Genomic DNA, 22,808 nt, shown 5'->3' with positions numbered 1-22,808 from the left:
AAGGCAGCCATGTCCGCATCGGATCAGTCCGCGGTACGCCGGACCGGACGTATGCTCACCGGCTTCGGCGCGCTTGTCGTGCTCTGCGCCCTGGTGGTCGGCGCGCCGATCGCGCTGCTCGCCTTCGCCGGCAATCCCCTGCCCGATCACCTACCCACCTTCGCCGAGGTGGGCACGGCGCTGACCAGCCGGGACGACGGTCAGCTCTTCCTGCGGGCGTTGGCGCTGGCCGGCTGGTTCGGCTGGGCCACGTTCACCTTCTCCGTCCTGGTCGAGCTTGGCGCGCAGACCCTGCGCCGGCCAGCGCCGAAGCTGCCCGGAATGAGCCGCCAACAGAAGGCCGCCGCCGCGCTTGTGGGCTCGGTCGCGCTGATCCTTGCGGCCAGCCCGGCCGCCGCCAGCGCCGCAGCCGTTTACGGCACCCCGGCCTACGCGAGTCCGGACGCAGCGGCCGCCGCCACCCTCTCCCCGCCGAACCGTCCGAGCGCGACCCACGACACGGCGGTCCCGCTGACCCGGACCGGGTTCACCGCCCCCGGTGACTCCGTCGCGGGCGACGAAGCTGCGCCGATGTACCGGGTGGCACGGGGCGACTACCTCGGCACGGTGGCCGAGCGTTACCTGGACGACTTCGGCGACTACCGGCAGCTCGCCAAGCTGAACAAGATCGACGACCCGGATCGCATCCGTCCCGGCCAACTGCTCCGGCTTCCCAGCGAGGCCGCCGACCAGGGCACACGGCGACACGCCACCGGAAAACTCGTGGGCCCGCCCGCCGCCCCCAAGCCGCCGGCACCGCGACCGGCCCCCGAACAGACCACACCGGAGCAGGCGGCACCGGAGCAGCCGGCACCGGAGCGGACGGAGACGACACCCCGCAGCGGTACGGAGCCGGCAGGCCAGGCACCCACGATGACGGTCGGCGCAGCCCGGGCCGGTGACACCGACGGGGTCAACCGACCGCTGGCGGTGTCCGCCGTGTTGGCCGTCGCGAGCATCGTCGGAGCCCAGATCGGTGCGGTGCTCGGACTGCGGCGCCGCCCGGCCACCGCCGGGGCGACTCCCCGGTTGGCCACGTCCTCCCGCACACCCCGCGCCAAAGCACCAGCAACGCGCTACAACCGCACAGCGATCGGCAGCGGCGCGGCAGCCCGCGACGGCAGTTCAGCGTCCCGCGACGGCAGCGCGAGGGCTCGCAGCGGCCGTGCAGTGTCGCGCGATAGCGCGGTAGCACGCGACGGCCGTGCCGTATCCCGCGATGGCGGCGGGGTAGCTCGCGGCGGCGGCGCGGTGCCGAATGGCGGCGGGATCGCACCAACCGGCAGCACGGCACCTGCCGGCCGCGGCACGCCGCCCACCGGTGCGCCGAGTTGGAATGGTGACGACGGTTGGGCTGGCGACAGTGCCAGAGGCGAACTGTTCGCCACCGGGCACGACCTGGACTCCGTACCGGACGGACCATCGGTCGGCCGCCACCGACGCAGCTGAACGGACCGTCGGCCCGCCGGCACCGACGCAGCTGATCGAACGCTGAAGCCGGCGACGGTACAGATCGCGCGCCGAGGGGTCCCGGGGCCAAGTGTCTGGAGAGCGTGATGTCTCTGAGACATACTTATATCTCACAGACATCATGGCCATCGACAACACCGCCGCCCCGGCGCAAAGCGCCAGCGTCGGGCAGGGCAAGGCCAGCCAAGCCGGCCGTGCAAGGGCCAGGCGGTGCAAGGGCCAGGCGGTGCAAGGGCCAGGCGGTGCAAGGGCCGGCAGGGCCAGGCAAGCCAGCCAGGGGCCAGGCCGGGTCGGGTCAGGGCAGGCGGGTCTGGAGCACGCCGTTCTGGACGCGGGTGGGCAGGATCTGCTGGTCACTGCCGGAGGGTCCCTGCACTACCTCGCCTCCGTTGAGCCGGAACGCGCTGCCGTGCCACGGGCAGACCACGCAGGCGTGGCCGTCGATCTCCTGCACCTCGCCCTCGCCGAGCGGCCCGCTCTGGTGCGGGCAGCGCTCCAGCATCACTGTGACCTCGTCGCCGTGGCGGTAGAGGATCACCGAGACGTCGTCGACGTCGCGGGTGACCAGCGTGCGCTGCGGCAGCGTGGCCATGTCGACCAGCGAGTGCCAGCCGTCGCTCATCCGGTGCAGCTCGGAGATGCTCTGGTTGACCTGGGCTCCCTGCTTGTACGCGAGGTGGCCGCCGATGTAGGCGCCGAGGCTCACGGCCGAGAGCCCGAGGAAGCCGAGGGCCCTGCCCACGCCGTGCCGCCCGGCGAGGCGCGCCGCCAGTGAGCCGGCGTAGAGGCCGACGCCGACAGTGTTCGCGGCGGCGTGCACCAGGCCCACCCGACGCTGGTCCCGGGAGAGCGCTGCCCAGTCGTTCAGCCCGGCGACCGCCGCGGGCAACGCGCTCACGGTGCCCAAGCCGACGAGCACGGTGGCCGGCCGGCGCTGGCCCGGCATCAGGTCCAGCACTGCGGAACTGATCCACGCACCTACCGGCACCTGCACCATCGCCGGGTGCAGCGGATGCCCCAGCGGCACACCGTGCAGCAGGTCCCGCAGCCGCCGCGGACGCAGCGTGCTCAGGACCACCCGCTGCAACCGGTCACCCGTCCGGTCCAAGCCGGCTGCCTGCTCAACTTTCGTCAGAAGTGCTCGCACCCGTACCGACTTCCCAGCGAACGCGGTCGCAAACCGCCCAACAGCGGCAATCCCCCACCCCTGCCACCCAGTCCTCGTCGGTCTTGCAGTTGCTGCCCCGACATCACGTACACCTCGGGCATTTGGGCGACCGGAACTGCAAGATCAGCGTGGGTGGGGTGGGTGCCTTGCGGACGGGGTGGGCATGCTGGGTTTATGGGTGTGGTTGTCGAGCGTTCGGGGCCGGTTACGACTGTGGTGCTGGACCGGCCGGAGGCGCGAAACGCTGTGGACGGGCCGACCGCACGGGCTCTCGCTGACGCCTTCCGCGCCTTCGACGCCGACCCGGACGCGGCGGTCGCCGTGCTCTGGGGAGCGGGCGGCACGTTCTGCGCCGGTGCCGACCTCAAGGCGATCGGTACGCCGAGCGGCAACCGGGTCGAGCCGGAGGGCGACGGTCCGATGGGCCCTACCCGGATGGTGCTGGGCAAGCCGGTGATCGCGGCGATCTCCGGGTACGCGGTGGCCGGCGGGTTGGAGTTGGCGCTCTGGTGTGACCTGCGGGTCGCCGAGTCCGACGCCACGATCGGGGTGTTCTGCCGCCGTTGGGGAGTGCCGTTGATCGACGGTGGCACGGTCCGGCTGCCCCGGCTGATCGGGGAGAGCCGCGCCCTGGACCTGATCCTCACCGGACGTCCGGTGCCGGCCGACGAGGCGTACGCGATGGGGTTGGTCAACCGGTTGGTGCCGCCGGGCCAGGCGCGGGCGGCGGCCGAGGAGTTGGCTGCCCTGATCGCCAGGCACCCGCAGTCCTGCCTGCGCAACGACCGGGCGGCGGTGCTGGCCGGCGCGGGTCGGCCTGAGTCGGAGGCGCTGGCGACCGAGTTGGCGTACGGGATGGATTCGCTTGCCACCGACGCGGCGGCCGGCGCGGCCCGGTTCGCCGCCGGCGCCGGCCGGCACGGCACCCCGGCGGACTGACGCCGGACCAGCGGCGCGGCGCAGCGGCGGACTGACGCCGAGCCGGGCGATGCGGCCACCGCATGTCGAGTGGCCGCACCGCCCGGGAGATCAGCCGCCGATGAGGGCGACCGGCTGGATCAGTTGCGGTTGATGGTGAACGTCGAGGTCGGGTTCTGGATGTCCACCGCGTTGTTGCTCAGTCGCAGGTTGTTGAAGGTGACCGACCCGACGGCTGGACCCTGCCCGGCCTCCGGCATCGGGTTGGCCCAGATGGCGAAGCCGGACTTCGCGTCGTAGGCGTCACCGCTCTTGCGCGCCCCGCTGATCGACACGTTTGTGAAGACCGTGTCGGTGATGGGGTTCTGCGGCTGCCCGCCGACGTAGTTCGTCTGGAACATGATGCCGCTGTAGGTCGGGTCGACGATGTCCACGTCGCTGACCCGGATGCCCTGGAACACCTTCGAGGCGGAGAAGACCCAGATCGCCGGGAAGGTCTGCGCGCCCCAGAAGTGCCCACCGGCCCTGACGATCGAGATGTTCTCGAACCGGGTGGGCGGGCTCGCGCCGAAGCCGTTCATCGGGTAGCCGAAGTCGAGCGAGCTGATGGTGATGCCGGAGTAGACGAGCGTGTCCGCGATGTAGATGTTGCGGAACGTGTTGCCGTAGCCGCCGTAGACGGCGACACCGGCGGCCCGCCAGGTCAGCGTCGACGTCAGGTTCTCGTAGACGTTGTCCCGCATGTCGGCGCCGCCCGCGTCGATGGCCGAGAACAGCGCGAAGCTGTCGTCGCCGGTGGCTCGGGCGTCGTTGTTGCTCACCAGGTTGTTGGTGCTCCCGTTGGTCATGTTGATGCCGTCGGCGAACATGTTCCGGATCCGGGAGTTCTTGATCGTCATGTAGTCGGTGTTGGCGCCCCAGTAGAGGCAGACCATGTGCTCGTTCCAGATGTTGTCGATCACGATGTTCGACACGTTGGCGAAGTCGAAGACCTTGCCGGGGCCGTCGATCCGCGAGGTGTAGTTGCCGAAGTAGGCGAAGTTCGCGAAGGACGATCCGGCCGCCGAGTTCTCGGCCCGGAACCCGATGTCGGTGTTGTCCTGCCCGGACGGGGCGTTGAACCGGGTGTACCAGGGGCCGGCGCCGGTCACCTTTACCGCCTTGCCGTACACCTGGAACTTCGACGAGGTGGAGTAGTTGCCGGCCGGCAGGTACACGCCGATCAGGTTGCCTGTGGTGTCCATCCGCACCCGGTCCAGGGCGTTCTGGACGTCCTGGTGGGTGAAGCCGGTCGGCGTGGTGTAGCGCGCCGGGTCCGGGTTCGCGATCGGTGCCACCTGCTCGGTGTTGATGAAGTCGATGGCGTACGTGGTGGTGTTGGCCGGATCCTTCTGGAGGCGGATCGTGCTGCCTGCCGGGATCGTCGAGTTGAGCATGACGTTTGCTTCGTCGTAGATGTGCCGTGGGCTGCCCGCGCTCGGCGAGTTGCCAGGGCTGGCCTCGTTGCCGTAGAGCCAGGCGTACCGGGACGTCAGGTCGATGGCCTTGTGGAACGTGCCGTTGACGTAGACGTTGAGCGTCGAGTTGATCCCGCCGCCGCCCGGCGCGTCCGGAATGGAGAACCGGGTGACAAGGGTGTTGGTGCTGGCCCTGGTGGTCCACTCGACGTAGCTGCCTGTCGAGTTGAGGGTCACCGCGCGCCGGCCGGACGCCTCACCGGCCAGATCGCCGACGGTACGGTTCGGGCCGACGACCGTCGCGCCGCCGCCCACCACGCCATCCTCGGCCTCGTACATGTCGTACGGCATGTTGGCGCCGCGCCCGACGAAGAGCGGACGGTCACTTGTGTTGTTGCCCTGCTTGACTGGCAGTTCGTTGCCGTCGGCGGCGAGTACCACCCGGACCGTGTACTTGCCGTTCACGGCGGTCCAGGTGCCCAGGTTGACAGGGCCGACGGTGGCCCCGGCGTTGATCACCCCGGAGTACGAGCCGGTCAGGTTCCGCACCGCTGTGCCGGCCTCGTTGAGCACTGTGAGCGTGATGCCGTGTGCCCCGGAGGCGGACGCCACGCTGCCGGCGTTGCGTACCGACACCGAGAAGGTGACCGTGTTGCCGGCTGCCGGGTTGCCCGGTGACCAGGCGACCGCCGCGGCGACCAGGTCGGAGGAGGCGACCGCGCTGACCACGAGCGGGCTGGGGTTGGTGTAGCTGTTGTTCGTGTCGTCCTGCTCGACGACTGTGTTGCTCTCGTCGACCTTCGCGCTGAGCGGGTAGCTGCCCGCGTCACGGGTACCGATGTTCGCGCTGACAGTTGCCGACGCGCCGGCCGCGAGGCCAGCGACGGACGCGGTGCCGACCCGGGTCGCACCGAGGTAGAAGTTGACGTTTGTGGCGCCGGAGGCCGCCGAGCCCGCGTTGCGTACGGTTGCCGACAGGGTGACCGCACTCGTCTCGACAGGCGCGGACGGGCTGAACGACATGCCGGTGACGGTCAGATCCGGGTTCGGTGCGGGAGTGCCGATGACCTGGAACTCGGCCACCTGCCCGGCCGGCGCGCCGGTGTTGGAGGCGATCGAGAGCCGTACGTCGGCGGCCGCGCCCGACACCGGGATGGTCACCGTGTTGCCGGTGGCCGGGTTGAAGGTGTAGTTCGCGGCGCCCACCAGCGTGGTGAACGTCGACGAACCCTGGTCCCGGCCGAGGACCGTGATGTTCTGGGTACGCGTGCCCCAGGCCGAGTCCGGGTTGAGCTTCAACACGACCTGGCTGAGGCTGGCGTTCGCGCCGAGTTGCACGGTGAGCGTGCTCGGGTTGCCGTTGCCTTCCCAGTAGGTGGCCGTGTTGTTGTCGTTGGCGTTTGTGGCCACGAACGTGTGGACGTACCCGGAGGCGGTTATCGGTTTGCCGACCGCCAGGTTGGTGCCGACCGGGTTGCCGGTGCCCGTCCGGGTAACGGTGTTGCTGTTCGCCGACTGGTTGCCGGCCGCGTCCCTGGCCCGCACGTAGTACGAGACGGTGGCGCTGTCGGGCTGGCTGTCGGTGTAGGTGAGCGTCGAGCCGCTGACGCTGCCGCGCAGCGCGCCGCCCGCGTAGATGTCGTACCCGGTCACCGCCACGTTGTCGGTGGACGCCGACCAGGTGAGCCGGATCTGGCCGCTTGCGGGCTGGGTGTAGGCGAGGTTGCCGGGGACGCTTGGCGCCTGGGTGTCGGGGCTGCCGGCGGCGCCGTACACCTCGACCTCGGAGAACTGGGCGGCGGGCCAGCCGGTGTTGCCGGTGACCTGGACCCGCACGTAGCGGGTGCTGGCCGCGGTGAAGCTGGCGGTCGCGGTGTTGCCGGTGCCCGGGTCGAAGGTGTAGCTGCCGGACGCCTTCAGTGTGGTGAAGGTCGAGCCGTTCGTGGAGCCGAGCACGGACAGCGTCTGGGTACGGGTCTGCCAGGCCGACGACGGCGGCAGCTTGAGCACCACCCGGTCGACGCTGACGGTGGCGCCCAGGTCGGCCTGGATCCACTGCGGGAACGCGTTGTTCGCGCTCTCCCAGTAGGTGTCGGCGTTGCCGTCGTTGGCGTTGGCCGCCACGTAGTTCTGGTTGTAGCTGCTGGCGCTCATCGTGGCGGAGAGCCCGGCGAGCACTGCCGCGCGTGCGGCGGACGCGGACGCGTCGACAGCGGGGGCCGCGCTGGCCACTGGGGTGAGGGCCGGGGCGGCGGCGAGGAGCATCCCGGCGAGCGCGCCGGCGAGCAGCCGGCGGTGAACGGGTCGCCAAGCCGTGTGGGTGGTGCGGGGACCGGGCGTACCGGTCGGTGGGGTGCCTCGTCTGGTGCCGTTTCTGGACATGGGGTCGCTTACACCTCTTTCGGGGGTGGTGGGGTGCGTTGCGTTGCCCGGTGACGGGTGCAGGGGTACGCCCGTCGTGCCGCGACAGGTGGAGACGGTGCGATGTTGGGTGGGCCCGTGTCGGTGCGGCGTCGCAGGTTCCTCGGCTCTCCTCTCTCTCGATGGGTCCGCCGGCCAGGTCAGGTCAAGGCGGTACCGTCCGCCGCGCGCGTCCCGCCAGCCAGTTCGGGGGTACGCAGCCAGACGGCCGTGTCGGACGGCAGCAGCCCGTCGTCGAGTGGGCCGCTGGCCAGCAGCAACTCCCCGTCCGGTGGCAACGGCACAGCCGTGTCGGAGAGGTTGACCAGGCAGCGGAAGCCGTCGCCGCGGCTGAAGGCGAGCACACCGTCCGGGGCGGGCAGCCAGGTCAACTCGCCGTCGCCGAGCGCCGGTTCGGCCCGCCGCAGGGTGAGTGCCGCCCGGTACAGCTCCAGCATCGAGGTCGCGTCGCCGGTCTGCGCCCGGACCGTCCGGTCCTTCCAGTCGGCCGGTTGGGGTAGCCAGGGTGCCGCCGCGCCTTCGGGGCTGAACTCGAACGGCGGCTCGTCACCGGCCCACGGCAGCGGCACCCGGCAGCCGTCCCGACCTGGGTCGACCCGACCGGAGCGTTCCCACATCGGGTCCTGGCGCAGCGCGTACGGGATGTCCTCGACCTCCCACAGTCCCAGCTCCTCGCCCTGGTAGACGTAGGCGGCGCCGGGCAGTGACAGCGACAGCAGCGCGGCGGCCCGCGCCCGGCGGGTGCCCAACTCCAGGTCGGTGGGGATCCCCTCGCGCTTGGCGGCGAAGCTGAACGTGGTGTCCGCCCGGCCGTAGCGGGTGACGTGCCGGGTGACGTCGTGGTTGGACAGCACCCAGGTGGCGGGCGCGCCGACCGGGGCGTGCGCGCTAAGCGTCCCGTCGATGCTCTCGCGCAACGCCGAGGCGTCCCAGGCGCAGCCGAGGAAGTCGAAGTTGAACGCCGCGTGCAGCTCGTCGGGGCGCAGGTAGTTGGCGAACCGTTGCCGGTCCGGCAGCCACACCTCGCCGATCAGCGCCCGGTCGCCCGGGTACGAGTCGGCGACCCGCCGCCAGCCCCGGTAGATGTCGTGTACGCCGTCGAGGTCGTGGAACGGGTGCGGCTGGTCCGGCCGGACCTCCGGCAGCGTCCCGTCCTTGACCAGCAGCCCGGCCGAGTCGATCCGGATGCCGTCGACCCGTCTGTCGAACCAGAACCGCAGGATGTCCTCGAATTCGGCCCGCACCCGGGGGTGGTCCCAGTTGAAGTCCGGCTGCTGCGGGGCGAACAGGTGCAGATACCAGTCTCCGGGGGTGCCGTCCGGGTTGGTGGTGCGGGTCCAGGTCTCGCCGCCGAACTCGCCGACCCAGTCGGTGGGCCGCTGATCGCCGTTCGGACCACGGCCGGGGCGGAACCAGAACAGGTCCCGCTCAGGTGCTACCGGGCCGCCGGCCAGCGCCGCCTGGAACCACGGGTGCGCGTCGGAGCAGTGGTTTGGCACCACGTCGACGATCGTCCGGATACCCAGCTCGTGCGCCTCCGTGATCAGCGCCTCCACCTCGGCGAGGGTGCCGAAGACCGGGTCGATGTCGCGGTAGTCGGACACGTCGTAGCCGGCGTCCGCCATCGGCGACGGATACCAGGGGCTGAACCAGATCGCGTCGACGCCGAGCGCGGACAGGTGGTCGAGCCGGGACCGGATGCCGGCGACGTCGCCGATGCCGTCGCCGTTGCCGTCGGCGAAGCTCCGCGGGTACACCTGGTAGATAACCGCCCCACGCCACCACGGACCTCTGTCTGCTGTGGACACGAGCACCTGCTTTCTGCGTCAGTACGTCGACGTGCTCGCCGACCTGTCTCTGTCTCGGAGCGGACCACCGTTGGTCGCCGCGGTGTTGCGGTGGTGGTCATCCCTTGAGGCTTCCCGCGGTCAGACCGGACATGATGTTCCGCTGGAAGACCAGGAAGATGATGACGGTCGGGATCGCGGCGATGACCGACGCGGCGATCACCACGTTCATCGGCGTACCGCCCGCGAAGGTGTAGATGCCGACGCTCACCGTCCTGGTCTCGGGTGACGGCATGACCAGCTTCGGCCAGAGGAAGTCCTTCCAGACCGCCGTCACGGCGAAGATCGAGACGACCCCGAGGATGGGACGCGACAGCGGCAGGATGATCGACCAGAGCGTACGCAGCGGCGTCGCCCCGTCCACCAGGGCCGCCGCCATCAACTCCTCGGGAATCGAGTCGAAGAACCGCTTCAACAGGAAGATGTTGAACGCGTTCGCGACCATCGGCAGCCAGATCGCGAACGGCGAGTCGAGCAGGTTGATGTGCAGGATCGGCAGGTCGAGCACTGTCACGTACTGCGGCACGATGAGCACCATCGCCGGGATCATCAGCGTCGCCAGCATGAGGGCGAGGATCGTGTTGCCGAAGATCGGTCGGAGCTTGGACAGTGAGTACGCCGCCGCGCTGTCGAAGACGAGTTGGAACAGCACCGCGCCGGCCGCGTAGTAGAACGTGTTGAACAGCAGCTTGGCCAGGGCCAGGTTGTTCCAGGCGTCGATGTAGTTCTGCGGCTGGGGGTCCTTCGGGAACAGCGTCGGCGGGGTCTGTGCGATCTCCTGGCCGGACTTGAGCGCGCCGGTGACCATCCAGTAGAGCGGGCCGAGGAAGACGAGCGTGAAGCCGGCCACGACGATGGCCAGCAGTGCCCAGTAGATGACCCGACCGCGCCCCCTGCTGAGCTGGGCATGGGAGATGAGGGTCCGGGTCCCGGAGTCCTGTGCCATTCTCGCCGTCCTAGTCCTGTTTCGCGGTCAGCCGCACGTACACGGCGGAGAAGCCGGCCAGCACCACGAGCATGATCACGCCCAGTGCGGCGGCGCCGTTGAGATCGTTCTGGAAGAACCCGTGCTGATAGATGAGGTACGCCACCGATGTCGCGGAGTCCTCCGCGCCCGCGCCGTTGGCGAGAATGAGTGGCTCGATGAACACCTGCATGGTGGCGACGATCTGGAGCATCGCCAGCAGCGCGAGGATCAGCCGGGTCTGCGGGATCGTCACATGGCGGATCCGCTTCCAGATCCCGGCGCCGTCCAACTCGGCAGCCTCGTAGAGCTCGCCGGGGATGTTCTGCAACGACGCCAGGTAGATCAGCACGGCCCCGCCCATGTTCATCCAGGTCGACGCGAGCACCATGGCGGGCATCGTCATCCCGGGCGACTGCATCCACTGCGACGTGGGCAGGTGCAACGCCTTCAGGATCGCGTTGAACAACCCCGCCTCGCTGGGGTCGTACGCGTAGAACTTGAACAGGAACAGCGCCGAGGCCGGGGGCAGCATCACCGGCAGGTAGACCAGGATCCGCAGGTATCCCTTGGCGTGGCGGAACTCGTTGAGCAGGATCGCCACAAAGAACGGCACCACGTACCCGAGGGCGAGCGCGAGGACCGTGAAGTAGGCGGTGTTCTTCCAGGCGGTCCAGAAGCTCGGGTCGTCGACGATGCGCAGGTAGTTGTCCCAGCCCACCCAGGTCGTCTCGCCGCGCCGGGTCCGCTGGAAGCTCATGACGATGCCGCGGATCATCGGGTACCAGGAGAAGACCACGAAGCAGAGCACCGCGCCGATCAGGAACGCGTGCCCGGTGAGGTTGTCCCGTACCTTGCGGCCGAGGCTGGTGCGCTGCGGCCCCACCGGGTACGGCGACGTCGGGCGGCCCGGTTTGCTGGGGGTCTCCGGGACGGTGGTGATCGTCAAGGCAACTCCAAGTCAGTGACGCGGACGGTGCGGCACGGGGTGTGGGGGCCGGGTGCCACGGCCCCCACACCTGCCGGTCAGCTCTGGGCGGACAGGAGCTGGTTGACCTTGTCCTCGGCCGTCTTGAGCAGCGCGTCGATGTTCGAGTTCGGGTTCGTGAGCACCCCGGACATCGCGGCGTCGAGCACCGCGTAGATCGCCTGCGCGTTGCGGGGCTCGCCCTTGATCGGGATCGGGGTCGCCTCGAAGATCGCGAAGTTCGCGGTGTCGACGTTCGCGTTCGCCTTGCGCAGTTCGAGTTCCTGCTTCTGCGCGTCACTGCCGTTGGCGAAGAGCAGCGGCTGCGGCAGACCCACCGGGTAGTTCTGCGGCTTGGCCCGCACGTAGTCGAACTGCCCCTTGCCCGGGGTCAACTTCTGGTACGCGATCCACTTCAGACCGGCCTTTACCTGCTCGGGGGTGAGGCCCTTCTTGAAGAAGTAGCCCTCGCCGCCGCCGAGAGTGCCCTTCGCCAGGCCGTCCTGGCCGGGCAGCGGGCTCATCGCCCAGTCCTGGAACTTGCCCTGGAACTGGCTGACGATCGCCTGGGTGGCGTCCGGTGCGCCGATGAACATGCCGACCTTGCCCGCACCGGCGTTGGTAAGCAGGTCACCCCACTGGAGGAGCTGGCGGGCGCCCATGCTGTTGTCGCCGTACCGCATGTCCTTGAGGTTCTGCAGGACCTGCTTGCCCATGGCGTTGTTGAAGTCGGCCTTCTTGCCGTCCTCGGTCAGCACCCGGCCGCCCTGCGAGTAGAGCAGGGAGGTGAAGTGCCAGCCGCCGGTGTTGCCGGCGCTGTATTCCGAGTAGCCGGCGATGCCGTTGCCGAGCGCGGAGATCTTCTTGGCTGCGGCCCGGACGTCGGCCCACGTCTTGGGCGGGTTGTTCACGTCGAGCCCGGCCTGCTGGAACAGGGCCTTGTTGTAGACCAGGCCCATCGAGTAGTTCTTCACCGGGACGGCGTAGAGCTTGCCGCCGTCGCTGAAGACCTCTTTGAGCGCCGGGTCGATGCTGTCCCAGGTGGGGACGGTGTCTTTATTCGCGTACTCGGAGATGTCCATCGCCTGACCGGAGTCCAGCACCTGCTGGAGATCGGTCATGTACCCGTAGAAGACGTCCGTCACGGTGCCGCCGGCGAGGCGGGCGGTGAAGTCCGGCGGGTTGTTGCACTGCTCGCCGACGCTCACGCTCTTGATGACGATGTCCGGGTTCTGCCGCTGGAACTCGGCGACATCGTCGTTCCAGTTCTTCAACAGCTCTTTCTGCGCGCCGACGGGCTGGCAGTCGACAGTGATGGTGACCTTGCCGCCAGCGGTCGTGTCCTTGTCGTCGCTCTTCGTGGAGCACGCCGTGAGGCTGAGCCCCAGGCCGGCCACGAGCGCTAACGCCGCAGCCCTTCGGTATTGCGGTACGGACATCTGTCCATCCCTTCGGGAACGGGTGTCTCCATGACGTCGCTGAATCTGCGGTGGTGAGACCTGACGCCTTGTAGCTGCGCCGGTGCCAGGTGTGAGTGACGTCACTGTAGCGATGAGAACTCGCTTCAGCAAGAGTGCGACTGCAACATGAAAAGACACGACATCTGAGTGACAGATAGGGATAGTGATGCGGGGCTGGGGTGACCTTGAGAGCTTTTGCCGCTCTTTGACCAGGTGGCGCTCAGGCTGCTGCCGGCGAGGGCCGGGCAACGACGAAAACGGCCGCCGACCGCTGGTGAGCGGTCGACGGCCGAACGTCGTCAGATGGGTACGGGTCGGTACCCCGGCAGCGTCAGCGCACGGGCGTGGTCAGCGACCCGGGGCCGGTGCGGTGGAGCCGCGAACAACCAGCTCCGGTTCGAACAGCAACTCGTCCTGAAGGACGCCGACGCCCTCGATCTGGGTGACGAGCAGGTCCACAGCGGCCTGACCCATCGTCTCGATGGGCTGCCGCACCGTGGTCAACGGCGGGTCGGTGCAGGTCATGAACGCCGAGTCGTCGAAGCCCACAACCGAGATGTCGGTCGGCACCGCACGACCCAGCCGCCGGGCGGCCCGGATGGTGCCCAGAGCCAGCACGTCGCTGGCACAGATGATGCCTGTCACGCCACGTTCGACAAGTTTGGTCGCGGCGACCCGTGCGCCCTCCATCGAAAAGCTCGAACGCTCCACGCACTCACGCTCGGCGTCACCCCAACCGGCGGCCTGGACCATCGCGTCCAGCTTGCGGCGCGACGGCACGTGCCCCTCCGGGCCGAGCACCATCCCGATCCGCTCGTGACCGAGCGAGCGCAGATGCCCGTACGCCTGCTCCACCGCCACGGCGTCGTCTGTGGAGACCCGCGGAAAGCCCAACTCGTCGACGCCGGCGTTGACAAGCACCACCGGAAGGCCCCGATCGGTCAGCCGGCGGTAGTGGTCGTGGCGGGCGTCGGCCAGCGCGTACGAGCCACCGGCGAAGATCACGCCGGAGACCTGGTGGTCGAGGAGCATCTCGACGTAGTCCATCTCGGACACACCACCGATGGTGCGGGCGCAGAGGGCGGGCGTGTAGCCGCGCTGGGCGAGGGATCCGGTGACCACCTCGGCGAGCGCCGGGAAGATCGGGTTCTGCAACTCGGGCAGCACCAGCCCGACCAGCCGGGCGCGCTCGCCACGCAGCTTGGTCGGTCGCTCGTAGCCCAGCACGTCAAGCGCGGTCAGCACGGCCGTCCGGGTCGCCTCGGAGACCCCGTCCCGACCGTTGAGCACCCGGCTGACGGTGGCCTCGCTGACGCCCGCCTTCTTGGCAACTTCAGTCAACCGCTTGGTCACGGCCGCAATCGTACGTCACATTACTGAAAGAAATGAACAGCAGGATCGTCGGGATTTGCCGTTCCGCTGCGGTGTCTTGCCGCCTTCACCAGGCAGCGCCTCCGCGCCTCCGCGCCGGATATCGGTCAATGCTATGAGCTTGATACCTCAGAGTCATCAATATGACTCTGAGGTATCACGCTCATCAGAGCACTCCAGGGCCGCGTGCGAGCAGAACGTGGGCCAGAGGCACGGGGAGCGGCAACTCCACTTACGGTGGCCTGATGCACGCGCGCTTCGCCCCGGTCCGGGACTGCTTCCACGACCTGCTCAGCTCCGGTCGGGAGACCGGGGCCAGCCTGGCCATCTGGTACGACGGTCACCCGGTGGTCGACCTGGTCGGCGGGTCACGGACCACCGACAGGCCCGACGGCGGGTCACGGACCACCGCCGGGAACGACGGCGGGACGTGGCGGCACGACACGCTCGTGAACGTCTACTCGGTCGGCAAGCCCGTCGCGGCACTCTGCCTGCTGATGCTCGTCGACCGGGGACGGATCGACATCGACGCGCCGGTGACGCGGTACTGGTCGGAGTTCCGTACCCCGGCAACCGTGCGCCAGGTGTTGTCGCACACCGCCGGACTGCCGGCCTTCCCGGTGCCCCGGCCGGCCACGGCGATCACCGACTGGGCGCTGCTCACCGGCGATCTGGCCGCCGCCGACCCCGAGTGGACGCCGGGCTCGGTGGCCGGTGAGCACGCGTGGACGTACGGCCACCTGGTGGGCGAGTTGGTCCGCCGCGTGGACGGTCGGTCGGTGGGGCGTTACCTGGCCGACGAGATCGCCGGCCCGTGGCGACTCGACCTCGGCTTCGGGTTGGCCGCGGCGGATCAGCGGCGCTGCGCTGACCTGCGCTACGGCGACCCGCAGTGGCCGACCCGAGCGCTCGGTACGCCGGGCTCGTTGCGCGCCCGCGCCATCGGCAACCCCGCGGGTGGGCTCGACCTGGCCGTGTTGAACAGTCCGCTCTGGCGGGGCGCCGAGGTGCCGGCGGTCAATTTGCACGCCACCGCCGCCGGCCTGGCCCGGCTCTACGCCGGTCTGCTGGCCGGCGGTGTCCTGGACGGCGTACGCCTGGTCAGCCCGGACCTGGTGGCGGAGGCGACGAGGGTCCAGTACGACGGGCCGGACCTGGTGCTGGACCGGGTCGCCCAGTGGACGCTGGGCATGCAGTGGGAGCCGGACGGCAGTTGGGGCATGGGTGGCATCGGCGGCAGCAGCGCGTGGGCCGACCCGGGCCGGGGCTACACCTTCGCGTACGCCACCGCCACGCTGGCCGAGCACGATCGTGTCGACGAGTTGGCGGAAGCCCTGCACTCCTGCCTCTGACCGCTTGTTAGGAAGGGCCCCTTCTACAACACCAGGCGTTAATAAGGTGCCCTTTCTTGCAGTGCAGCTGGCGGTTAGCGGGCGGCCGGCTGGATCGTCGGCCCGGGAATCGTGACGGGGGTGCCGGTCGGGGTGAGCAGTGCGCGGGCGGCCACCGCCATCCGCCGTCGCTGCGGCACGAGGGCACGCCGAGCGAAGACGTCGTAGTTCTGCGCGGCCACCTCGTCGAGGATGCCGCCGTAGAGCGCGTACGCGGTGCGCATGCAGGCCTGCGAGGCAGGGGCGAGCATGGTGATGCCCGGTGCGGCGGCGGCGTAGTGCGCCTGGGCTCGGGTCACCTCGTACTCGATCAGCTCTCTGATACGGGGCGTGCCGCGCCCTCGGTTGCGGGCCTCGAGCAGGTCGTCGCGGGTGACGCCGAACTTCGCAAGGTCCTCGTCGGGCAGGTAGGTGCGGCCCCGGTCGAGGTCCTCGGCGACGTCCCGGATGAAGTTGGTGAGCTGGAAGGCGAAGCCGAGCTGCCGGGCGGGCTCGCGGGCAGCGGCCGGGTCGGAGCTGCCCAGGATCGGCAGCATCATGGTGCCGATGACGGCCGCCGAGCCCTCCATGTAGTCGAGCAGGTGGTCGTACGTCGGGTACGCCGTGACGGTCAGGTCCATCGCCATGCTCTTGAGAAACGACGCGAAGTCGTCCCGGTCGAGATCGAAGATGGCGATCGTGTGCAGGACGGCCGGCAGCAACGGGTCGTCGACCTGCGCGCCGTGCAGACCGGCCACGAACTGGCTGGCCCAGTCGTCGAGCAGGGCGGCCCGCTCGGCCGGCGGAAGGTCCTCGGTGCGGTCGACGATCTCGTCGGCGTACCTGGTGAAGCCGTACAGCGCGTGCACGTGTCGCCGTTTCCAGGCGGGAAGCAGTCTGGTGGCGAGATAGTAGGTGCGGCCGTGGCGTTTGTGCAGCTCACGGCATCGGTCATAGGCAGCGGTGAGATCCGTGTCCACCGGACCCTCCTCAATTATCGACGCACCAATCGACGCAACTCGTAGCCTAGGGTACGCTCGCCCACATGGCCAACGACGCAGCGACGGGCAACGCGATCCGTGTGGCTCCGACAGAGCCGGGCGACAGGGACGATCCGGTCCGTGCCGTCCTGGCTGCGTACACCCACGATCTGAGCACCGCCGTCAACGACACCCTCACCACTTTCCTCACCGCCGAGGTCGAATCCCTCGCTCAGATCGACGCAGCGATGGGCGAATTCGCGGCAGCCGCACGGGACGCAGTCCTGGTCGGCGGGAAACGTCTCCGGTCCACGTTCGCGTACTGGGGCTGGCGGGGCGCGTCCGGCGGCAGCGAATCACTCCCACCGGTGTTGCCTGCGCTGGCCGCCCTCGAACTGCTGCACACCTTCGCGCTGGTGCACGACGACGTGATGGACGACTCCGCCACCCGGCGCGGCCGGCCCACGGCGCACGTCGCGCTCGCCGCCCAGCACGTCGCCGCCGGCCACCGGGGCGATCCAGACCGCTACGGCGAGGCTGCCGCTGTGCTCATCGGCGACCTCTGCATGGTCTGGGCCGACCGGCTGCTGGCGCACGCCGCAGTGCCGCCGGCACGGCTGCTGGAGGTCCGCCGCTGCTACGACCAGATGCGGGTGGAGACGATCGCCGGGCAGTACCTGGACGTGCTCGGCGAGAACGACGCGGCCAACTGGACTGTCGACCGGGCGCTGCGGGTGGCCCGCTACAAGACCGCCAGCTACACGGTGCAACGACCGCTGCTCTTCGGCACCGCCCTGGCCGGAGTGAGCACCGACGCCCCGCTCGTCGCCGCGTACACCCGCTACGGCCTTGCCGTCGGCGAGGCGTTCCAACTCCGCGACGACCTGCTGGGTGTCTACGGCGACCCGGCCACCACCGGCAAGCCGGCCGGCGACGACCTGCGCACCGGCAAGCCCACCACACTGCTCATGCTGGCCCGGCAACTGGCCACGCCCGCCCAGCGCAGAGCGTTGGATCAAGCCGACACCGGGCCGGTCGACGAGCTCGCCGAACTGGTAGCCGACACCGGCGCGGTGGCGCGGGTGGAACGGATGATCGCCGAGCGGGTGGGCGACGCGCTGGCCGCGCTCGACGCCGCGCCCGTGGACCGGACGGCGCGGACCGCGCTGACCGGGTTGGCCACCGCCGCCACCGACCGGCGGGCCTGATGAGCGACTTTTTCAAGGAGGTCACGTGCGCACGGTGACGGGACGAACGGATCGGGTGGTTGTCGTCGGCGCCGGGCTGGGTGGGCTGGCCTGCGCGCTGCACCTGGCCGGCAGCGGCCGGCAGGTGACAGTGCTGGAACGCGAGCCGGTGCCCGGCGGCCGGGCGGGTCGGCTCTCGGTGGACGGCTACGACTTCGACACCGGCCCGACGGTGCTCACCATGCCCGACCTGATCGCCGAGGCGCTCGGCGCGGTCGGTGAGGAGCTGCACGACTGGCTCGACCTGACCCCGCTCGACCCGGCCTACCGGGCGTACTACCCGGACGGCTCCACGCTTGACGTGCTCACCGACACCACGCGGATGGCTGCCGAGATCTCCCGGGTCTGCGGGCCGCGCGAGGCCGACGGCTACCTGCGCTTCGTCGACTACGCGCGGGAGTTGTGGCGGCTGGAGCGGACCGACTTCATCGAGCGCAACCTGGACGCCCCCACCGACCTGATCACCGGCAACCTGCTCAAGTTGCTCACCGGCGGTGCCTTCCGCCGCCTCCAGACGAAGATCAACCAGTTCTTCCGTGACCCGCGTACCCAGCGGATCTTCTCTTTCCAGGCGATGTACGCCGGCCTCGCCCCGCACGACGCGCTGGCCATCTACGCGGTCATCGCGTACCTCGACTCGGTGGCCGGTGTCTACTTCCCGCGCGGCGGCATCCACGCGGTCTCCCGGGCCATGGCCGGCGCCGCCGAGAAGCACGGCGTGCAAATTCGGTACGACACCACAGTGACGCGGGTGGAGACCGTGAACGGCCGTGCCACCGGTGTGCTCACCGCCGACGGCGAACTGGTGCCGGCGGACGTGGTTGTGCTCAACCCGGACCTGCCGGTGGCCTACCGGGATCTGCTTCCCGCCGCCCCCTCGCGCCGCCTCACCTACTCGCCGTCGTGCGTCGTGCTGCACGTCGGCTCGCGGCAGGGATATGCGAAGATCGCCCACCACAACATCCACTTCGGCCGCGCGTGGAAGGGCACCTTCGATGAGGTCATCCGCAGGGGTGAGCTGATGACCGACCCGTCATTGCTGGTCACCAACCCGAGCCGGACCGACCCGTCGGTTGCCCCACCGGACCGGCACACCTACTACGTGCTCGCACCGGTGCCCAACCTCGACCGGGCGCCGTTCGAGTGGCGTGGCGACCTGACCCGGCGCTACGGCGACCAGTTGATCGGCACCCTCGAGGAGCGCGGCTACGTCGGCTTCGGCGACGGGGTCGAGGTGCTCCAGGCGATCACCCCCGCCGAGTGGGCGGAGCAGGGAATGGCCGCGGGCACCCCGTTCGCCGCCGCGCACACGCTCTTCCAGACCGGTCCGTTCCGCCCGTCGAACCTGCACCGCGACCTGGCGAACGTGGTCTTCGTCGGCTCCGGCACCCAACCGGGGGTCGGTGTGCCGATGGTGCTGATCTCCGGCAAGCTGGCCGCCGGTCGGATCACCGGGGAGGGCCGATGAGCAGCCGCGAGGAACACCTCGTCGAACTGGTCGACGACGCGGGCCAGGCCCTCGGTGCAGCCACGGTGGCAACAGCCCACCAGCCGCCGGGGCAGCTCCACCGGGCCTTCTCGGTGCTGCTTGTCGACCCGGACGGCCAGGTGCTGCTGCAGCGCAGGGCCGCGGTCAAGACCCGGTTTCCGCTGCGGTGGGCCAACTCCTGCTGCGGCCATCCCCAACCGGACGAGTCGCTCACCGAGGCCGCCAACCGGCGGCTACGCGAGGAGCTGGGCACCGGCCCGGTCGAGCTGACGGAGGTCGGCGTCTACGTCTACTACGCCGAGGATCCGACCACCGGTCGGGTCGAATTCGAGTACGACCACGTGCTGCGCGGCGAGTTCCTGCCCGCCGCCCCACTGCAACCGGACCCGGACGAGGTGGCCGAGCTGCGCTGGGCAGATCCTGCCGCCCTCGAAGCCGAGCTGGACCGCGACCCCCGGTCGTACGCACCGTGGCTGGGTGGGGTGGTGAACCGGCTGTTGCGCCCCTCTGGCGAGACGCCGGGCGCACCCGGCCCGGCCGTGACCCCGTCCGGATCGTCGGCGGATGACGCGGCGGAGCGGTCGGGTGGCCGATGAGGCGCTGAGCGCTGGCGCCGTCGCGCGGCGGCTGGGGGTGGCAGTCACCACGCTGCGCACCTGGCACCAGCGCTACGGGCTCGGCCCGAGCGAGCATGTCCCGGGCCACCACCGCCGGTACACGCCCGCCGACCTGGCCCGCCTCGAGATCATGCGGCGGCTCACCGCCGAAGGTGTGAGTCCTGCCGAGGCGGCCCGGTGGGCACGCCAGGCACCGAACCAGGTGGCCGCCGACGTCGCTCGTAACGGAAATCGGCTCCGCCCGCCCCACCGGGACGGCGGCGGATCCATCCCGGTGGGTCGCGCCGGCCCGGCCGCCCGAGGGCTGGCCCGCGCCGCCATGCGACTGGACGCCGCCGCCATCAACGAGACGATCGCGCACGCCCTGACCGCCAGCGGTGTCGTCGCCACCTGGGAGAACCTGCTGCGTCCCGTACTCGTCGGCGTCGGCGAGCGGCACGCCGCCACCGGCGCCCTGGTCGAGGTCGAACATCTGATTTCCCGCTGCGTGTCGGAGGCGTTCGCGGCGACCAGTCGGGCCCACGCGCCCACCGGCCCCGCCCGCATTCTGCTGTCGTGCGCCGACGAGGAGCAACACAGCCTGCCCCTGGAGGCGCTGGCCGCCGCGCTCGCCGAGGTCGGGATCAGCTACCGGATGCTTGGTGCGCGGGTACCGCTTGCCGCCCTCGTCGAGGCGGTCACGCGAACCGGCCCGGCCGCCGTGGTGCTCTGGTCGCACACCCGGGCCACCGCCGATCCGGCCCAGCTCGTCGCCCTGCTCGCCGCGCCCCGACGCCCACTGCTGATCCTCGCGGCCGGCCCCGGCTGGCAGGCCGACACACTGCCCGCCGGGGTGGTGCGACCGTTCGACCTGGCCGAGGCGCTCTCCCTCGCCGTCGCGGTACGCGACTCGCTGGACCAGTCGACGGGGACCTGACCGGCCCTGTCGGCTCGGGGTGGCTTCCACTACCGTCGGTGGTCCGCCTGCCCCGACCCCCGGGAGCGAACAGATGCAAGCCCGCGCCGCCCTGGCGTCCGTCCTCGCCGTGGTGCTGGCCCTGTCCGGTTGCGCGCAGCCGCGCGGCAGCATTCACGCCGCCGGCGGGCCACAGCCGATCGAGTCGACCACGCCGCCCACACCGACGCCGCGCCCCACACGTACCAAGCCGCCGAAGCCGCCGCTGCGACCGCTGCCGTCCACCCTTCCGTCCGGCCTGCGGCGCACCACCGGTGTGAAGCCGGTGGCCTTGACCTTCGACGACGGCCCGAACCCCACCTGGACTCCCAAGGTGCTCGACCAACTGCGGGCTGCCCGGGTGAGCGCCACCTTCTGTGTCGTCGGCCACGAGGCCCAGCGCCACCCCGAACTGATTCGACGGATCGTCCGGGAGGGACATCAGCTCTGCAACCACAGCTGGCGGCACGACCTCGATCTGGCCCGTCGACCGGTCGCCGAGATCCGGGCCGACCTGACCCGGACCAACAAGGCCATCCGGGCGGCCGCCCCGAACGCCCCGGTGCCCTTCTACCGCCAGCCAGGCGGCCGCTGGACAGCGGAGGTGCTGACGGTGGCGAAGGAACTCGGCATGCGCCCCCTGCACTGGACCGTCGACCCGCAGGACTGGAACAAGCCGACCGCCAAGACGATCGCCAAGCGCATCCACTCCGCCGCTCGCCCCGGAGCCATCGTGCTGCTGCACGACGGCGGCGGCGACCGGGCTGCGACGCTCGCCGCCTGCCCGCACCTGATCGCCGACCTGAAGCGCCGCTACGGCATCGCCCGACTCCATTAGAACGCCCTGACCTGCGGTTATTCGCCTCGCTGGAGCTCCTGCGATACCGGTTTTGTCGACCGACCAGGCATCACGTATGCTTTCCAAGCCTCCGGCGGGGCCGGATGGGAGCAAGTCCGCTTGAAGTTGCGAGTGTGCAATGATGGCGGGGCCGCCCTCATCGTCTAGCGGCCCAGGACGCCGCCCTTTCAAGGCGGTAGCACGGGTTCGAATCCCGTTGGGGGCACGACCGGCGCAAGCCGGAGCAACACAAGCTAGGTCCTGTGGAGCAGTTGGAGTGCTCGCCGCCCTGTCAAGGCGGAGGTCGCGGGTTCAAGTCCCGTCAGGACCGCAGCGCTGACGCCGCGCCCCGCGCGGCGTTCTGCGTATCGGAGCGTGTGACCCTGCCGCTGATTCGTCAGGTCGGCGGGTAGCATGAGCCGAGTAACACGGCCAGGTAGCTCAGTTGGTACGAGCGTCCGACTGAAAATCGGAAGGTCGGCGGTTCGACCCCGCCCCTGGCCACATAGCCTTTCGCCGGGCTACAGAGATCCCCACCAGCGGAAACGCAGGTGGGGATCTTGCTGTATGCCCTCATCCCGCATCTGTCAGCGTTGCCCGTGGCTGACCGCTCTTGGCCTCGGATCGCCGCCGCCTATCGCACGCAGATCGCACGCCGTCCTAATCCGCACGGCCAACCTCAGAGCCATCTCCGCCGTGAGTCCCACACACCGTGGAGCGGGCCAGGGACTCATGGTGGAGATGGCGACCCACGCAACCACCGACTACCGCACCGTCCGGACGGGCCTCCCCCATCTCTGTCGAAGATCCCCGCCCGGAGGGCGATAGCTCGTGCAGTCCGCCGACTGTCCCGTCCCGTCCGGCCAGACCTGGCACCTTCCGTCGCCAGCCCGCTACCTGAGCCTCGATGGGCGACGATGGGGGCATGGTGACGCAACGCTCGCAGCACCAGCGGGGCTACTGCCCCGTCTGTAAACGCCTCGTACCCCTTACCGCTGACGGAAGAGTTGCGCGGCACAACGGCACCATTCGCGCCTACGCCCCGCCCGAGGAGTGCCCCGGGGGTGGACAGCGGGCGGAAGCTACGGGGTCCTGAGCAACAGCGGGGCCCTTGTCAATCCGGACAGGTGCCACGGTGGTGCCGACAACAGCTGTAGGGACACCAACGTGGCCGGCCGGCCCGGCCGATGCCGGCCGGAGGTCGCCAGCAGGCCGGGGCCGGGCCGGCGCGGCCCGCTTGCGGGCCGCCTT

The 22,808-nt window shown here is 70.0% G+C and carries 15 protein-coding genes, 3 tRNA genes and 1 pseudogene; 11 read left to right on the top strand and 8 right to left on the bottom strand.

Annotated features, from left to right (window positions below):
- Positions 1-9: 9 nt before the first annotated feature.
- Positions 10-1,125 (top strand): annotated as a pseudogene (locus tag ACLQ23_RS22275) (LysM peptidoglycan-binding domain-containing protein); the annotation flags it as partial.
- A 679-nt stretch (positions 1,126-1,804) separates the two neighbouring features.
- Here the strand turns inward: ACLQ23_RS22275 and ACLQ23_RS22270 are convergent.
- Positions 1,805-2,656 carry a Rieske 2Fe-2S domain-containing protein gene (locus ACLQ23_RS22270; RefSeq protein WP_355587856.1) on the bottom strand — a complete coding sequence of 284 codons (852 nt, stop codon included), beginning with the start codon at positions 2,654-2,656 and terminating at the stop codon, positions 1,805-1,807.
- 195 nt (positions 2,657-2,851) lie between these two features.
- Between ACLQ23_RS22270 and ACLQ23_RS22265 the strand changes: the two genes are divergently transcribed.
- The gene (locus tag ACLQ23_RS22265) at positions 2,852-3,616 is read left to right on the top strand and encodes a crotonase/enoyl-CoA hydratase family protein (protein ID WP_425881030.1); all 765 of its coding nucleotides are present in this window, start codon (positions 2,852-2,854) and stop codon (positions 3,614-3,616) included.
- A 119-nt stretch (positions 3,617-3,735) separates the two neighbouring features.
- Here the strand turns inward: ACLQ23_RS22265 and ACLQ23_RS22260 are convergent, their stop codons facing one another.
- From ACLQ23_RS22260 to ACLQ23_RS22235, 6 genes are all read right to left on the bottom strand, one after another.
- Complete coding sequence (locus ACLQ23_RS22260) at positions 3,736-7,434, bottom strand: discoidin domain-containing protein (RefSeq protein ID WP_425881029.1); 3,699 nt, start codon at positions 7,432-7,434, stop codon at positions 3,736-3,738.
- Positions 7,435-7,613: 179 nt separating this feature from the next.
- Positions 7,614-9,281, bottom strand: coding sequence for a glycoside hydrolase family 13 protein (locus ACLQ23_RS22255; RefSeq protein ID WP_425881028.1), 1,668 nt, complete (start codon positions 9,279-9,281; stop codon positions 7,614-7,616).
- A gap of 97 nt (positions 9,282-9,378) precedes the next feature.
- A complete protein-coding gene (locus tag ACLQ23_RS22250; RefSeq protein WP_425734914.1) occupies positions 9,379-10,266 on the bottom strand; it encodes a carbohydrate ABC transporter permease in 888 nt (295 codons plus the stop codon).
- Positions 10,267-10,276: 10 nt separating this feature from the next.
- The gene (locus tag ACLQ23_RS22245) at positions 10,277-11,233 is read right to left on the bottom strand and encodes a carbohydrate ABC transporter permease (RefSeq protein ID WP_425734915.1); all 957 of its coding nucleotides are present in this window, start codon (positions 11,231-11,233) and stop codon (positions 10,277-10,279) included.
- Between the two features lie 77 nt (positions 11,234-11,310).
- Positions 11,311-12,690 carry an ABC transporter substrate-binding protein gene (locus ACLQ23_RS22240; protein WP_053652046.1) on the bottom strand — a complete coding sequence of 460 codons (1,380 nt, stop codon included), beginning with the start codon at positions 12,688-12,690 and terminating at the stop codon, positions 11,311-11,313.
- 369 nt (positions 12,691-13,059) lie between these two features.
- Positions 13,060-14,064: a LacI family DNA-binding transcriptional regulator gene (locus ACLQ23_RS22235; protein ID WP_053652044.1), complete on the bottom strand. Its 1,005-nt coding sequence runs from the start codon at positions 14,062-14,064 to the stop codon at positions 13,060-13,062.
- Positions 14,065-14,327: 263 nt separating this feature from the next.
- On the opposite strand from ACLQ23_RS22235, the gene ACLQ23_RS22230 reads away from it, so the two are divergent.
- Positions 14,328-15,434, top strand: coding sequence for a serine hydrolase domain-containing protein (locus ACLQ23_RS22230; RefSeq protein WP_425734916.1), 1,107 nt, complete (start codon positions 14,328-14,330; stop codon positions 15,432-15,434).
- 74 nt (positions 15,435-15,508) lie between these two features.
- Here the strand turns inward: ACLQ23_RS22230 and ACLQ23_RS22225 are convergent, their stop codons facing one another.
- The gene (locus ACLQ23_RS22225; RefSeq protein WP_355587843.1) at positions 15,509-16,432 is read right to left on the bottom strand and encodes a phytoene/squalene synthase family protein; all 924 of its coding nucleotides are present in this window, start codon (positions 16,430-16,432) and stop codon (positions 15,509-15,511) included.
- A 65-nt stretch (positions 16,433-16,497) separates the two neighbouring features.
- Here ACLQ23_RS22225 and ACLQ23_RS22220 point away from each other — a divergent pair, with 65 nt between their 5' ends.
- The 8 genes from ACLQ23_RS22220 to ACLQ23_RS22185 all read left to right on the top strand — a co-directional run bounded on the left by ACLQ23_RS22220 (position 16,498) and on the right by ACLQ23_RS22185 (position 22,061).
- Positions 16,498-17,640, top strand: coding sequence for a polyprenyl synthetase family protein (locus ACLQ23_RS22220; protein WP_355587841.1), 1,143 nt, complete (start codon positions 16,498-16,500; stop codon positions 17,638-17,640).
- A gap of 25 nt (positions 17,641-17,665) precedes the next feature.
- The gene (gene crtI, locus ACLQ23_RS22215; protein ID WP_355627373.1) at positions 17,666-19,147 is read left to right on the top strand and encodes a phytoene desaturase family protein; all 1,482 of its coding nucleotides are present in this window, start codon (positions 17,666-17,668) and stop codon (positions 19,145-19,147) included.
- Positions 19,144-19,764, top strand: coding sequence for an isopentenyl-diphosphate Delta-isomerase (idi, locus tag ACLQ23_RS22210; protein ID WP_355627370.1), 621 nt, complete (start codon positions 19,144-19,146; stop codon positions 19,762-19,764). Before crtI ends, idi begins: the two co-directional genes overlap by 4 nt.
- A complete protein-coding gene (locus ACLQ23_RS22205) occupies positions 19,754-20,701 on the top strand; it encodes a MerR family transcriptional regulator (RefSeq protein ID WP_425735022.1) in 948 nt (315 codons plus the stop codon). Before idi ends, ACLQ23_RS22205 begins: the two co-directional genes overlap by 11 nt.
- 73 nt (positions 20,702-20,774) lie before the next feature.
- Positions 20,775-21,557 (top strand): polysaccharide deacetylase family protein, encoded by a 783-nt coding sequence (locus ACLQ23_RS22200; protein WP_355587836.1) that lies wholly within the window; start codon positions 20,775-20,777, stop codon positions 21,555-21,557.
- A 153-nt stretch (positions 21,558-21,710) separates the two neighbouring features.
- Positions 21,711-21,783 (top strand) — tRNA-Glu (locus ACLQ23_RS22195).
- 31 nt (positions 21,784-21,814) lie between these two features.
- Positions 21,815-21,888, top strand: a tRNA-Asp gene (locus ACLQ23_RS22190).
- 99 nt (positions 21,889-21,987) lie between these two features.
- Positions 21,988-22,061 (top strand) — tRNA-Phe (locus ACLQ23_RS22185).
- Positions 22,062-22,808: the final 747 nt, after the last annotated feature.

This window comes from Micromonospora sp. DT41 (assembly GCF_049841715.1).
GTDB classification, from domain to species: domain Bacteria; phylum Actinomycetota; class Actinomycetes; order Mycobacteriales; family Micromonosporaceae; genus Micromonospora; species Micromonospora profundi.
This window is presented reverse-complemented; position numbering and strand designations above follow the sequence as displayed.